The 13,772-nt window shown below is 53.8% G+C and carries 13 protein-coding genes; 2 read left to right on the top strand and 11 right to left on the bottom strand.

What is annotated here, in order from left to right:
* Positions 1-41 precede the first annotated feature (41 nt).
* The 4 genes from asd to leuC form a co-directional block, all read right to left on the bottom strand.
* On the bottom strand, positions 42-1,157 hold the full coding sequence (asd, locus tag JAO79_RS09535; RefSeq protein WP_199007018.1) for an aspartate-semialdehyde dehydrogenase: 1,116 nt from the start codon (positions 1,155-1,157) through the stop codon (positions 42-44).
* Positions 1,158-1,277: 120 nt separating this feature from the next.
* On the bottom strand, positions 1,278-2,351 hold the full coding sequence (gene leuB, locus JAO79_RS09530) for a 3-isopropylmalate dehydrogenase (protein WP_199007017.1): 1,074 nt from the start codon (positions 2,349-2,351) through the stop codon (positions 1,278-1,280).
* A 17-nt stretch (positions 2,352-2,368) separates the two neighbouring features.
* A complete protein-coding gene (leuD, locus tag JAO79_RS09525) occupies positions 2,369-3,016 on the bottom strand; it encodes a 3-isopropylmalate dehydratase small subunit (protein ID WP_199007016.1) in 648 nt (215 codons plus the stop codon).
* Between the two features lie 17 nt (positions 3,017-3,033).
* Positions 3,034-4,452 carry a 3-isopropylmalate dehydratase large subunit gene (gene leuC / locus JAO79_RS09520; protein ID WP_199007015.1) on the bottom strand — a complete coding sequence of 473 codons (1,419 nt, stop codon included), beginning with the start codon at positions 4,450-4,452 and terminating at the stop codon, positions 3,034-3,036.
* Between the two features lie 498 nt (positions 4,453-4,950).
* On the opposite strand from leuC, the gene JAO79_RS09515 reads away from it, so the two are divergent.
* Positions 4,951-5,841, top strand: a complete 891-nt coding sequence (locus JAO79_RS09515; protein WP_199007014.1) for a LysR family transcriptional regulator — start codon at positions 4,951-4,953, stop codon at positions 5,839-5,841.
* A gap of 14 nt (positions 5,842-5,855) precedes the next feature.
* Entirely contained in the window at positions 5,856-7,019 is a 1,164-nt protein-coding gene (locus JAO79_RS09510; RefSeq protein WP_199007013.1) for a PilT/PilU family type 4a pilus ATPase, read from the top strand.
* Between the two features lie 10 nt (positions 7,020-7,029).
* Here the strand turns inward: JAO79_RS09510 and JAO79_RS09505 are convergent, their stop codons facing one another.
* From JAO79_RS09505 to JAO79_RS09475, 7 genes are all read right to left on the bottom strand, one after another.
* Complete coding sequence (locus JAO79_RS09505; protein ID WP_199007152.1) at positions 7,030-8,172, bottom strand: MFS transporter; 1,143 nt, start codon at positions 8,170-8,172, stop codon at positions 7,030-7,032.
* Between the two features lie 18 nt (positions 8,173-8,190).
* Positions 8,191-9,285, bottom strand: coding sequence for a chorismate synthase (gene aroC, locus JAO79_RS09500; RefSeq protein WP_199007012.1), 1,095 nt, complete (start codon positions 9,283-9,285; stop codon positions 8,191-8,193).
* 36 nt (positions 9,286-9,321) lie between these two features.
* A complete protein-coding gene (prmB, locus tag JAO79_RS09495) occupies positions 9,322-10,227 on the bottom strand; it encodes a 50S ribosomal protein L3 N(5)-glutamine methyltransferase (RefSeq protein ID WP_199007011.1) in 906 nt (301 codons plus the stop codon).
* 77 nt (positions 10,228-10,304) lie between these two features.
* The gene (locus JAO79_RS09490) at positions 10,305-11,525 is read right to left on the bottom strand and encodes a patatin-like phospholipase family protein (RefSeq protein ID WP_199007010.1); all 1,221 of its coding nucleotides are present in this window, start codon (positions 11,523-11,525) and stop codon (positions 10,305-10,307) included.
* Between the two features lie 2 nt (positions 11,526-11,527).
* A complete protein-coding gene (locus JAO79_RS09485; protein ID WP_199007009.1) occupies positions 11,528-12,442 on the bottom strand; it encodes a DUF4892 domain-containing protein in 915 nt (304 codons plus the stop codon).
* Positions 12,435-13,355, bottom strand: coding sequence for an alpha/beta fold hydrolase (locus JAO79_RS09480; protein WP_199007008.1), 921 nt, complete (start codon positions 13,353-13,355; stop codon positions 12,435-12,437). The genes JAO79_RS09485 and JAO79_RS09480 overlap by 8 nt, the downstream gene beginning before the upstream one ends.
* A 10-nt stretch (positions 13,356-13,365) precedes the next feature.
* Positions 13,366-13,716: a PilZ domain-containing protein gene (locus JAO79_RS09475; RefSeq protein ID WP_114333655.1), complete on the bottom strand. Its 351-nt coding sequence runs from the start codon at positions 13,714-13,716 to the stop codon at positions 13,366-13,368.
* Positions 13,717-13,772 lie beyond the last annotated feature (56 nt).

Here is a 13,772-nt window from a genome sequence, read left to right as displayed (position 1 = left end):
ACCGGACACAGTTGGCATTAATGACCAACCTGTAACATTTTTTAACGTTCCTGCAGGATTCTCAGCATTCTGCGAAGCGGCTCTGCCGCGCCCCACAACAACTGGTCACCCACGGTGAACGCGGAAATGTATTCCGGGCCCATGGCCAGCTTTCGAATACGTCCGATGGGCACACTCAATGTACCCGTCACCTTGGTTGGGGTCAGCTCCTGCATGGTCGCATCGCGATCATTCGGGATGACTTTCACCCAATCGTTGCCTTTTGCCAAAATACTTTCGATTTCGGAAACCGGCAGATCTTTCTTAAGCTTGATGGTCAGCGCCTGACTGTGGGAGCGCATCGCGCCAACGCGTACACAGATGCCATCAATAGGAATTGGGTTGCCGCTGCGACCAAGAATCTTGTTGGTCTCGACACCCGCCTTCCATTCTTCCTTGCTCATGCCGTTATCAAGCTGCTTGTCGATGAACGGAATCAAGCTACCCGCCAGCGGCACACCGAAGTGTTCGGTCGGAAAATCGCCAGAACGCATGGTGTCAGTCACCTTGCGATCAATTTCGAGAATCGCTGATGATGTGTCTTCCAGTTCGGTTTTGACACTGTCATTCAATGCGCCCATCTGATTCAGCAGCTCACGCATATTCTGTGCACCGGAACCAGAAGCCGCCTGATAGGTCATCGGGGAAACCCACTCGATCAAATCCTGCTCGAGCAGCCCGCCCAGAGCCAGCATCATCAGGCTTACAGTGCAGTTCCCACCGACATAATCCTTCACGCCCTTTTCAAGCGCTTCATCAATCACGTTGCGGTTAACAGGGTCCAGTACAATGACGGAATGATCCGCCATGCGCAGCGTAGACGCTGCGTCAATCCAATAACCCTGCCAACCCGCGTCACGCAGCTTCTCGTATACCGCCGAGGTGTAATCGCCACCCTGACAGGTAACAATCACATCCATCGTCTTCAGGATGTCGATATCAAATGCGTCCTGAAGTGCTGGCACACCCTCTTTCCCGACATCCGGGGCCGGCTTACCCGCCTGGGATGTGGTAAAAAACACCGGATCGATGTCAGCAAAATCGTTTTCTTCGCGCATGCGCTGCATGAGGACAGACCCCACCATGCCACGCCAACCTACAAGTCCAACTCGCTTCATGTGCGACCTTTGAATCTCACATTATGCCCACCCACTACCGTTATCGCTGGCAGGGACAGGATGGATGATCCCGCAGCGGCTGCATCCCGCCGCCGTCGGGCCTCGGTTTCTGAACCTGAGTTAAAGTGCGTTTAGAACAGCTTCGCCCATCTCACGGGTCGACACTTTCTGACCGCCTTCAGACATAATGTCGGCGGTACGCAAACCTTGGTCCAGCACCTTGCTGACCGCGGCTTCAATCGCTGCTGCCGCTTCGTCTTCATTGAGACTATAGCGCAGCATCATCGCCGCACTAATAATCGTGGCCAGCGGATTCGCAATGCCCTGCCCGGCGATATCCGGCGCCGAACCGTGGCAAGGCTCATACATACCTTGCTTCTCGGAGTTCAGCGAAGCGGACGGCAACATACCAATTGAGCCGGTTAGCATTGCAGCTTCGTCAGAAAGAATATCACCAAACATGTTGCCAGTCACAATCACGTCGAACTGCTTGGGCGCTTTCACCAGCTGCATGGCGGCGTTATCGACGTACATATGCGACAACTCCACATCCGGATATTCGCTCTTTAGCTCTTCCATGATCTCGCGCCACAGCACGGTCACTTCCAGCACGTTTGCTTTATCCACGGAGCACAGTTTCTTGCCGCGCTGCTGGGCGGCTTCAAAAGCCACACGGCCGATACGGCGAATTTCAGACTCGGTGTACTGGTAGGTGTTGTATCCCTGTCGCTCACCATTTTCCAGCTGACGAACGCCGCGTGGCTGACCGAAGTAAATGCCACCGGTCAGTTCACGTACAATCAGAATATCCAGACCGGAAACCACTTCAGGCTTGAGCGAAGAAGCAGAAGCCAGTTGCGGGTAAAGAATGGCCGGGCGCAAGTTCGCAAACAACTCCAGATTGGAGCGCAACCCCAGCAGCCCTTTTTCTGGGCGGTTTGACATAGGCAGGCTGTCCCATTTGGGACCACCTACTGCGCCAAGCAGGATCGCATCGGCCTTACGGGCCTTATCCAGAGTATCGGCTGGCAACGGAGTATCTTCGGCGTCAAGCGCCGCGCCACCTACGAGCGCGGTATCGAATGATAAACCCAAGGAAAACTTATCGTTCACCTTGTGCAGAACCTTCTCCGCTTCTGCCACAATTTCGGGGCCAATGCCGTCACCCGGCAACAACAAAACACTACGAGACATATCAGAATCCTTTTTAATCAATTTCCAGCGTTAAACAACCAGGGAGCGGTTTGACGACGCGCATCTTCATAAGCCTTGATGGCATCCGCATCTTCCAAGGTAACGCCAATGTCGTCCAGACCATTCAGCAGGCAATGGCGACGGAAGTTATCGACATCAAAGCTGAAGGACTCCCCTTCAGGTGTCGTAACCGTTTGAGCTTCCAGATCAACCGTCAGCTGATAGCCTTCATTCGCCTCAACACTCTCAAACAATTTATCGACAACCTCTTCTTCAAGAACAATGGGTAACAAGCCATTCTTAAAGCAGTTGTTGTAGAAAATATCGGCAAAGCTCGGCGCGATAATGACCCGAAAACCAAAATCATCGAGGGCCCAGGGAGCGTGCTCCCGGCTGGAACCACAGCCAAAGTTGGCCCGGGCCAGCAACACGCTGGCATTCTTGTAACGATCCTGGTTCAACACGAAATCAGGATTCAGAGGGCGCCCCGCGCAATCCTGATCCGGCTTACCTTCATCCAGATAGCGCAGCTCATCAAACAGATTCGGGCCAAAGCCGGTGCGCTTGATCGACTTCAAAAACTGCTTCGGAATAATCATGTCCGTATCCACATTGGACCGGTCCATGGGGGCAACAATGCCCTGATGTTGCGTAAATGCTCGCATGGTGTCTCTCCTGTGGATCAGTTCATCAACTCACGGACATCAACAAAGTGCCCGGTCACCGCTGCTGCGGCCGCCATTGCCGGGCTCACCAAATGGGTGCGCCCACCAAAACCCTGACGACCTTCGAAGTTACGGTTCGAAGTAGAGGCGCAATGCTCGCCCTGCCCCAACTTGTCAGCGTTCATCGCCAGACACATGGAGCAGCCCGGATCACGCCACTCAAGACCCGCTTCAATAAAGATCTTGTCCAGACCTTCTTTCTCAGCTTGCTCTTTCACGAGTCCGGAGCCGGGAACCACCATCGCCTGCTTCAAGCCAGAAGCAACTTTGCGGCCCTTAACGACTGCAGCAGCCTCGCGCAGATCCTCAATCCGGCTGTTGGTGCAAGAACCAATAAACACCCGATCAAGCTTGATGTCGGTAATCTTCTGATTCGGCTCCAAACCCATATATTTCAACGCACGAACAATGCCTTCACGCTTGATAGGATCTTCTTCTTTGGCAGGATCAGGCACGTTAGCTCCTACATCTGCCACCATCTCAGGTGAAGTACCCCAGCTCACCTGTGGCTGTATCTTGGTGCCATCAATTTCGACAACTTTGTCGAAAACTGCGTCGACATCACTGTGCAACGTGCGCCAGTACTCAACAGCCTTATCCCAAGTCTCGCCTTTCGGCGCAAACGGGCGACCTTTAACGTATTCGATTGTGGTGTCATCTACCGCCACCATGCCAACGCGCGCGCCGCCTTCGATGGCCATGTTACAAATGGTCATCCGGCCTTCCATGCTCAAACCACGGATAGCCTCACCGCCAAACTCAATCGCGTAACCCGTACCGCCGGCCGTACCGATCTTGCCGATGATCGCCAGAACCACATCTTTACCGGTTACACCCGCGCCCAGTTTACCGGTCACCTTGACCAGCATGTTCTTCATCTTCTTCTGAACCAGACACTGAGTGGCGAGCACGTGCTCAACCTCAGAGGTGCCGATACCGTGCGCCAAACAGCCGAAAGCGCCGTGGGTGGAGGTATGGGAGTCACCGCACACAATACTCATACCCGGCAAAGTCGCGCCTTGCTCCGGCCCGATAACGTGAACAATCCCCTGGCGGATGTCTTTGATCTTGAATTCGAGAATGCCGAACTCATCGCAGTTCTTACCCAAGGTTTCGACCTGCGTGCGTGACACGGGATCAACAATACCATCGATACCTTTGTCACGGTCGGTGGTCGGTACGTTGTGATCCGGGGTTGCGAGGTTGGCATCAATACGCCACGGCTTACGGTTAGCCAACCGAAGCCCTTCAAACGCCTGCGGCGATGTAACTTCGTGCAGCAACTGGCGATCGATATAGATCAATGCTGAACCGTCATCGCGCTGTTTGACCAAATGGTCATCCCACAACTTGTCGTATAAGGTCTTGCCCGCCATGGTTCTCTCTCACTCTCTGGGGGTTTCTGTTTCTTTCTTAAGTGCAACCATCATACTATCTTGACTCCAATAACCCCAATTCATGTTTTTCATTCATTGCATTCCAGCTGGTTATCGATGATAGTTTTGGCCTGATTGGGCATCACTTTGGGTGCAGGTCACTACCGATACGGGTTGGCTTTTCAAAACACGCCTACGAGTACGTCCCTGTAGGCTCGTTTCGGGCCGTCCATGGCCCTCAACGGTTTTGAAAAGCCAACCCGTATCGATAGCGCCCCATCGCCCATCAGGGAATTCGCTTCCACAGACCAAATTAAACACTCAACGGCATACAGAAATGTACCGGTAGCGGCTTCAGTACCCCCTCCCAAAAATTTCGTAGGCCATGGATGGCCGGAGAGAAGCGCACATGGATGTGCTCGTAGCGTTTTTTGGGAGGGGGTACTGAAGCCGCGACACTCTCACAAGGCACAGTTCGAGACAGGCGGAACCTCATAAATGGACGCAAACTCACTAAAAGCATTCCTGACAATCGTAGACCAAGGCTCTTTCTCCGACGCCGCAGAAACACTGCACCTAACCCAGCCGGCCGTCAGCAAACGCCTGGCCACCTTGGAACAGCAACTCAACGCCAAACTCGTCGATCGCGGCCACCGGGAAATCCGTCTGACAGAAGCCGGCGCGAGGTTACTTCCTCACGCCCGCCAGATACTCGACGACATCCACAACGCCAAAGCCGCTCTAACCTCCGATGACGGCACCATAACCGGCGAACTCAACATTATCGCCAGCCACCACATCGGCCTGCACCACCTGCCAAACTGGCTGCGACGCTTCGCAAAACAGTATCCGGAGGTTTCCATAAACCTGCAATTCATGGAGTCCGACGCAGCCTACAGCCAAATGTTAAAACGCAACGCAGAGCTCGCGTTCGTCACCCTCAGCGACAGCATGGAAAGCCAGTTCAGGGTATACCAACAATGGCCCGACCCCATGGCATTTGTCACCGGCACAGATCATGAGTTGACTGCCGAAAAAACGACTACACTTAAAGAGCTGGCAAAGTATCCCGCACTATTGCCGGACACGACAACAGCCACCTATCGCACCGTAAGCCGTTTGTTCCTGGAGGCCAATCTTCCGCTCAAACAACAAATACCCACTAACTATCTTGAGACCATCAAGATGATGACCAGTGTTGGATTGGGCTGGAGCGTGTTGCCGCTGAGCATGGTGGACCAAAGCCTGCACACTTTGCACACCGGCTTTTCGGTCAGCCGGGTGCTGGGAGCCGTTGGTTTATCCGGGCGGCAATTAAGCCTGGCCGCCAAAGCCCTGCTCGATATTGTCAGGGAAGAAGAAGTGAGCTGTGCAAACTACATCAAATGATTACAGGAGTTTTCATGGGCTTCGACGATTACCTCCAAATTCTGGCCAAACACGATGGATCCGACCTTTACCTGAGCACCGGCGCCCCGCCCTGCGCGAAATTTCACGGAACCCTGAAGCCCATTGATCGAACACCTCTCGCACCCGGCGCCATCAAAGACATCGCATGGTCGATCATGGACGAGGACCAACGGGCCGAATTCGAGCAAGAAATGGAGATGAACCTTGCCTACAGCATTCGCAACGTAGGCCGCTTCAGAATTAACATCTTTCGGCAGCGCCATGAAATCTCCATTGTTGCCCGCAATATCGTTACCGACATTCCCAATGTTGACGCCTTAGGCCTGCCACCGATTCTCAAAGACGTCGTCATGGCCAAGCGAGGACTGGTGTTGTTTGTGGGCGCCACCGGTTCAGGCAAATCAACTTCCCTGGCCGCGCTCCTCGACCACCGGAACACCCATTCGGCCGGGCACATCATTACCATTGAAGATCCGGTTGAATACATACACCGGCACAAAAAGAGCATTGTCAATCAGCGCGAAGTTGGTGTGGATACTCGCAGCTTTCAGCAAGCACTCAAGAACACCCTGCGCCAGGCACCAGACGTGATCCTTATTGGCGAGATTCGTGATAGAGAAACAATGGAGCACGCTCTTGCGTTCGCCGAAACCGGCCATCTATGCATCTCCACGCTGCATGCCAATAACTCCAACCAAGCTTTGGACCGGATCATTAACTTTTTCCCGGAAGAACGTCGTCACCAGTTGCTAATGGATCTTTCGATGAATCTGCGGGCCTTTGTGTCACAACGCCTCGTTCCGACTGTAGACAAAAAACGCTGTGCAGCCATCGAGATTCTTCTGGGTACGCCGACCATCAGTGAACTGATTCTTCGCGGCGAAATAGACGGCATAAAGGAGATCATGGAGAAATCCGCCAACCTTGGCATGCAAACTTTTGATCTCGCACTTTTCAATCTTTGGATGGAGGGGAGAATCAGCGAAGAAGAAGCGTTGAAGAATGCGGACTCGGCGAACAACTTACGCCTCAAGATCAAACTTCATGGCCGGACGGCACCAAAAGCGCCTAGCGCAGCGCCGCCCTCATCTTCAAACTCGGAGGGAATCGGGTTATCGCTGCAATTGGAAGAGCAAGAGGAAGACCCAGAGCCCTAGCCCGGGCAACTCAACTCTGTTCGGGAGGGGGCCTCAACCCCCACCAGGTCACGCCAATGGCTACCGCCATAGCGCCTGCGCCACCCCAGAACGCGGCGGTCGTGCTATAGCCATCCACAAGAAAGCCCGACATCCACGCACCCAACGCACCACCGGCACCGAAGGTCAGGCCACTGTAAAGCGCCTGACCTTGACCATGATGGTGCTTGCCAAAGAACCCCTGAACGTACTGCACCGAAACTGCATGCAGCACACCATATGATGCGGCATGCAACAACTGAGCAAAGATCAAAACCGGAACCACCGCAGTCAATTCGGCAATCAGTGCCCAGCGCATCATGGTGAGAATCAATGCCCCAAGCACAACCTGACGCACCGACAGCCGGCGGGTCAGCTGGTGTAAAAACAAGAACAACACGATTTCCGCAATCACACCGAGTGACCAAAGCATGCCGATGGATAACTTGCCATAGCCATGCTGCTCAAGGTGAATACTGAAGAAGGTGTAATAGGCTCCATGGGATACCTGGAGCAGAAAATTCATCGCAAAGAAGGCAATCACCGCTGGATGGGTGACAATCGCCTTCAAGCTACCTTTGGGCGCACGCTGCTTAAGCTCACCACGATCGGACGGCACCAAAAACGCCGAAACGGCGATACCGGCAAAAACAGGTAAAAGTAGCCACGGAAGGTATTCAATCGGAAACCATTCCAACAGCGCCCCAACCAAAGCAACCGCTCCTATGAACCCCACCGAGCCCCACAAACGAACTTTGCCGTACTTGTCTTTCTGAGACCCTAAAACCCGCAAAGTGATCACTTCGTATAGCGGAAGAATGGCGTTCCAGAAAAAGGTGAATACCAACATGACCAGCAGCAGGCCGTAAAAGCCAGGCTCCAGAAACACACCGGCAAAGAACAATGAGCCCGTGATGGCGCCAAAGCGAACCAGGCGCACACGCTGCCCGGTTCGGTCTCCGAGCCAACCCCACAGACTGGGCGCTACAATTTTGGTTAACTGGATGGTCGCCATGAGCGTGGCGATTTGCAGATAGGTAAAGCCCTGCCCCTCCAGATAGAGGGACCAGTAAGGCAAAAGCCCTCCCAAGAGGGCAAAAAACCAGAAGTAGAGGTTAGACAGCCGCCAGTAGATGGTGTCGCCTCCTTTGGATCAGAGCTGACCGATAACCGGGGTGGATACCTCAACGTCGCCATTTTGAGCACGGTGACGCAGATAATGATCCAGAAGAACAATGGCCATCATAGCTTCAGCGATCGGAGTGGCCCGAATACCGACACACGGATCGTGACGACCGGTTGTAATCACCTCAACCGGATTGCCATGCACATCAATGCCCCGCCCCGGCAATCGCAAACTGGATGTCGGCTTCAATGCAATGCTGGCTAAAATCGGCTGTCCGGATGAGATACCTCCGAGCACACCGCCAGCCTCGTTAGACAGGAACCCCTCCGGGGTCATCTCATCTCTGTGCTCAGTGCCTTTTTGCTCGATACTTCCGAAACCTGCACCAATCTCAACACCCTTAACAGCGTTGATGCTCATCAAAGCATGCGCCAGATCGGCGTCCAAGCGGTCAAAGATCGGCTCGCCAAGCCCTGGTGGCACCCCTTCAGCGACAACATTGATGCGCGCACCGATCGAATCTCCTTCTTTGCGCAGAGCATCCATGTAGGCTTCCATTTCCGGAACTTTGTCCGCGTCCGGGCAGAAAAACGGGTTCTGATGGACCTGCTCCCAATCCAGCTTTTCAGCTTTGATCGGTCCTAACTGAGACAGATACCCGCGAATTCGAATGCCAAGACGTTGCTCAAGAAACTTGCGAGCCACAGCACCGGCTGCCACACGCATGGCCGTTTCCCGGGCTGACGAACGACCGCCGCCACGGTAATCCCGGTTACCATACTTGTGGTGGTACGTGTAATCAGCATGGGCTGGACGGAATTGCTCAGAAATTTTGGAATAATCTTTGGAGCGCTGATCGGTGTTTTCGATAATCAAACCTATTGGCGTGCCAGTAGTTTTACCCTCAAACACACCCGAGAGGATCCGGACCTCATCCGCCTCACGACGCTGAGTGGTATGACGAGAGGTACCCGGTTTGCGGCGATCAAGATCCGCCTGCATATCCGCTTCCGACAGCTCTAGCCCCGGAGGACATCCATCTATAATGCAGCCCAATGCAGCGCCGTGGCTTTCACCAAACGTGGTGACTGTAAACAGCTTTCCGAAAGTATTTCCCGACATATTTCAGCACTTTATGTAAGTTTTATAAAAACAGTTTTAAGACTTTTTAGCCTGCCATTGGCGTAGATCCCGAGCGGTGACCAGGAATACACCATCGCCACCACTTTCAAACTCTAGCCAGGTCAATGGCAGATCCGGATAGGCATCATCCATAGCACCCCAGGAATTGCCAACTTCAACGATCAACAAACCGTCTTCGGTCAAATGGTCAGCGGCCTTTGCAATGATTCGGTGCGCGATGTCCAGCCCGTCGTGTCCGGCAGCCAGGCCCAGCTCCGGCTCATGGCGATACTCTTCTGGCATGTCTGCCATATCTTCGGCATCCACATAAGGCGGGTTACTCAGAATCACGTCGTAACGACCGTCAATGCTGTCGAATACATCCGAGCAAACCGCCTGCACCCGCCCCTGAAGGCCATGCAGTTCAATGTTCGATTCCGCTACCGCCAGCGCATCTTCAGAAATATCAGACAGTGTGACCTCGGCTTCATCGAATACCGTGGCGGCTCCTATGCCAATACAACCGCTACCCGTGCAAAGGTCTAGCACACGTTGAACGTAAGTGTCTCCCAACCATGGCTGCAAGCCGTTTTCGAGCAACTCGCCCAGCGGCGATCGTGGCACTAAAACACGCTCATCAACATTGAACGGCATTCCCATAAACCAGCCCTCGCCCAACAGATAGGCAATGGGCACACGCTCATTGATACGACGTTCGATACGGTTAAGGATCAGATCCCTTTCCGAGCGGGTTAGCCGCGCATCCAGAAATATGTTGTTGTTTTCCAGCGGCAGATGAACGCTGCGCAGCACCAACTGAACCGCCTCATCCCAAACGTTGTCGGTACCATGGCCAAAATAAAGTGGCGATGCGGCAAAGCGTGAAGCGGCATACCGCAAAAGATCACGAATGGTATGCAGATCATCAACGGGACTAGTCACAAATAAACATTCCTGCTCAGGCATTTTAGCGCCGCATTATACGCAGATTCGCCGCGTAACTGCAGCATTCATGGGGGTTAAAGCGCGAGTGGCCCCGAGCTGCTTCGACTTTCTTCAAACCGATCCAGCGCCGCCGTCATGCGCTCCCGCCCCAGGCGGATAAGCTCAGGCGCTTTATGGTAGTCGTAGCTACGGCTCGCATTTTTGGGAATGTTTACCAGCAAATCAGGCGGGTAACCCGCAATTTTGTACTGAACCAAAGCGCTTTGCATGGTTTCAATGGTCAGGTTCATCACATCAAACTTACCAATGCCCAGCTTGTCCCAATCAATGGTCGGGTGCTCTTCTTTTTGCTTTGCCTTGTTCTGGCTTCGCTCTTCCTCTTTTGCCATTAGCTCGTGTTTTTTATTTTCCTCAGCGGTCTTCTTGGCAATTTCCCGGCTTATCTTATCCTCTGGCGATTCATCGCTGCTTGAGCTCCGGGTGGTCAGCGATTTAAGCGCATCCCAGTCAAACCAGCGTGAGGCTTTATCGCGAACTGCTCCGACCCACTCTTCGATGTCTCGACCTTCGTCGTTGTCAGACGAGAATGCCGCGTCGGGAATTCGCCGGTGCTGGTCGTCCTCACCGCTCAGGTTGACCGCCATTACAAGATCCGCATGCGCAGATATCGTTGGAATAATCGGAAGCGGGTTCAAAAGCGCACCATCCACCAAAACCCTGCCATTCAGCACCAGAGGCGTAACCACACTAGGAATGGCGATAGACGCCCGAATAGCCTGATCTAAAGGGCCTTCCTGAAACCAAATCTCTTTGTGGGCCAGCAGATCGGTTGCAACAGCCGTATAAGACATCGGCAGATCTTCGATTCGGGTATCTCCAAGAATTTCACGTACGACCGAAAAGACCTTTTCTCCCCGAATAGCACCGATGGAGGTAAACGTAACATCGAGCAGCTTAAGCACGTCAAACTGCCCCAAACCAGTAACCCAGTCTTTATATTCCTGAAGTTTGCCGGCAGCATACATGCCACCAACCAAAGCACCCATTGAACAACCGGATACGGCTATGATCTTGTAACCTCGCTCATGCAGTACTTCAATGGCGCCAATATGGGCGTACCCTCTGGCCCCGCCACTGCCCAGAGTCAGAGCAACGGTTTTACCGTTACCCGTCTGCCTGACCACAGGTGATGCTGGCGACACATCCGAACTTTCGACCACGGCACTCACACCATCCTGTACCGGTTGCTCCGAAGCTGCGCTGTTACCCGATTCCGGATTATCCTTATCTGCCATAGTTAAGGCCTCTTGATGACGACAACTTCGAGTCGATTGCCTTGACGACTCGGACCGGCCTGTTGAACCGCAGGCCCTACCGGCAGGATACGTATTTGAGAACGTGACACTCCGATTTTACTGAGCAGATCGGCAAACGATTGTGCTGCACTGTCCGATCGCTCGATTGCAGCCTCGAAGGTTTCATCGTCGCTCAGCTCGGAAAATGCCACAAGGACCACATCAGAGCTATCCTTTTCACTCCAGGCCAGCAGCTTGCGCCTGTCACTGGCGGTAAAATCAAACCGGTAGGTGATACCGCCCTGCCAAGGCACAACAAGAGGGCCTTGAACACGCCCGTTGCCGGCTTCAAAGCCCGGGACAACCGCTTCCTGTGCAACGTTCAAATGCTCGACCCAAACATACTCACGCAAGTTGCCGCGGGTAACGGTATACACCAAGGTCAACCACTGCTGCCCCTGTTCATCCAGCCCAGCAACCACAAAGTAATCTTGCTCGGTATCCCGGCCTAACAATTTAGGCTGTTCAAAAACCTGATTTGCCCAAACGTTGCTGCGCCCACAGTTTATGCCGGAACATTCAAAAAGTAGCTGGGCGCCCCGGGCCTGCAGGCGCTTCAAGTAATGATCCCGGGCCTCATGACGACTGGCATCGCGATCTAGCTCGAACAACTGACCTTCGCCACTCACGGGCAGGCGAGCCAAAACTTTTGAACGGATTTCATTGCGCACCTCCCGGATCGGACTAAACAACACCAGATGACCAGAAGATTCGATGGGCTTGGTTAGCTGTAACCGGGATTGCGGGAAGGCATCTGGTGCCGTTCGCAAGGATTCTGCGCCAGAGTTAAGCGAAAACCCGATCAGGACAAAAAGCGTAAGACTTTGCAGAAAACGAAATCGCGCGGCATCAAGCATCAAAAAGAAACCCTTTTATAGCGGAGGCGACAGGGGCAGTATCACCATCCAGGTGGCAATGATGTCCCCCCGGCACATCCACGATGGTCAAGTCAGAGATCAACGCCAACCGCTCATCAATTCCCTTACGATTCGCCAGCAGTCCGCCTTGGGCCCGGACGAACAAAGTCGGAACCGACAACTCAGACAAAGAGGCGTGCACCTGTTCTTCTGTCATCATAAGCGCCGTTGGGTGCCGCAAGCGAGCATCCGTTCTCCAGACAAACCCGTCAGGATGCTCTCGCATATTGCGAGGCACCAAGGTGGCCGCCGCTTCCGGGCTCAATGGGCTAAGGCCGCCTTCCCGGATCTTTGCCGCCGTTTCTATCGATGAGTAAACCGCCGGCGGCGCCGAACCGCTTCGCTTTTTTAGCAAGGCCCGGCGGAGTTGAGGCACGGTTTCTCTCGCCGGACGGCTTAATGCGCCGATACTGTCGATCATGACCAATCGCCTGACCCGTTCGGGAAAAGCTGCAGCGTAGAGCGCACAGACAATGCCACCCAAAGAGTGGCCAATCAGATCCAGCGGTTGTTCGCCGCCATGGCTGAAGTGAACATCGATGAGTTCACAGAGGTCGGCAACATAGTCGGTTAACCAGTAGCCGTATCCGGGAGGGCGATGCTGGGAATGGCCATGCCCGGCCATATCAATGCCATAAACATCCGCTACTTCCGAAATGGCAGGGGCCAAACGGGCAAAGGTCATGGCATTGTCCAGCCAGCCATGCACCATAAGGATGGGAGGGTGAGATTTCGAACCGTTCTTAGCGGGCCAGTTAAGACCCGACAGTTCAATGTTTTGCAGGGGCCAGTGTGCTTCCCGGCAACCGGCCGGATTCGCGAGCCTGCTGCCAGCTAACACGGCATCGTTCATCTAGAAAATCCTACATCGTGTGCGTGGGGCGATCCGAGCTAAGTGAACCCGCAAGGTACGACTCAATTTTGGTGCGCGCCGTTTCATCATCACCGTTAAACTGAACACCTATACCGGCAGCCCGGTTGCCCTGAGCGCCTTTTGGGGTAATCCACACTACTTTGCCGGCGACCGGAATTTTCTCTGGTTCATCCATCAGATTGAGCAACAGGAAGACTTCGTCTCCCAGCTGATACTGCTTTTGGGTGGGTATGAACAACCCGCCTTGTCGGATGTACGGCATGTAGGCAGCGTAAAGTACCGCCTTATCTTTGATGGTCAGGGTCAGTATACCGCTGCGTGCTCCGAATCCGGGGCCCATATCAAACACCTTTGAATGCTAAAAGTTTCGTGACGCTATTTTATGCTATTTTTTCG

It is taken from the genome of Marinobacter litoralis (assembly GCF_016427555.1).
Classification (GTDB): domain Bacteria; phylum Pseudomonadota; class Gammaproteobacteria; order Pseudomonadales; family Oleiphilaceae; genus Marinobacter; species Marinobacter litoralis_A.
The sequence above is the reverse complement of the archived record's forward strand: the minus strand, read 5'-3'. Positions and strand labels throughout refer to the sequence as shown.

Bases quoted from the DNA above. Each gene is read 5' to 3' on its own strand.
- leuB (WP_199007017.1), bottom strand. From the start codon at position 2,351: ATGTCTCGTAGTGTTTTGTTGTTGCCGGGTGACGGCATTGGCCCCGAA.
- JAO79_RS09485 (WP_199007009.1), bottom strand. From the start codon at position 12,442: ATGCTTGATGCCGCGCGATTTCGTTTTCTGCAAAGTCTTACGCTTTTT.
- JAO79_RS09515 (WP_199007014.1), top strand. From the start codon at position 4,951: ATGGACGCAAACTCACTAAAAGCATTCCTGACAATCGTAGACCAAGGC.
- asd (WP_199007018.1), bottom strand. From the start codon at position 1,157: ATGAAGCGAGTTGGACTTGTAGGTTGGCGTGGCATGGTGGGGTCTGTC.
- JAO79_RS09480 (WP_199007008.1), bottom strand. From the start codon at position 13,355: ATGAACGATGCCGTGTTAGCTGGCAGCAGGCTCGCGAATCCGGCCGGT.
- JAO79_RS09490 (WP_199007010.1), bottom strand. From the start codon at position 11,525: ATGGCAGATAAGGATAATCCGGAATCGGGTAACAGCGCAGCTTCGGAG.
- leuD (WP_199007016.1), bottom strand. From the start codon at position 3,016: ATGCGAGCATTTACGCAACATCAGGGCATTGTTGCCCCCATGGACCGG.
- leuC (WP_199007015.1), bottom strand. From the start codon at position 4,452: ATGGCGGGCAAGACCTTATACGACAAGTTGTGGGATGACCATTTGGTC.
- JAO79_RS09510 (WP_199007013.1), top strand. From the start codon at position 5,856: ATGGGCTTCGACGATTACCTCCAAATTCTGGCCAAACACGATGGATCC.
- aroC (WP_199007012.1), bottom strand. From the start codon at position 9,285: ATGTCGGGAAATACTTTCGGAAAGCTGTTTACAGTCACCACGTTTGGT.
- JAO79_RS09475 (WP_114333655.1), bottom strand. From the start codon at position 13,716: ATGGGCCCCGGATTCGGAGCACGCAGCGGTATACTGACCCTGACCATC.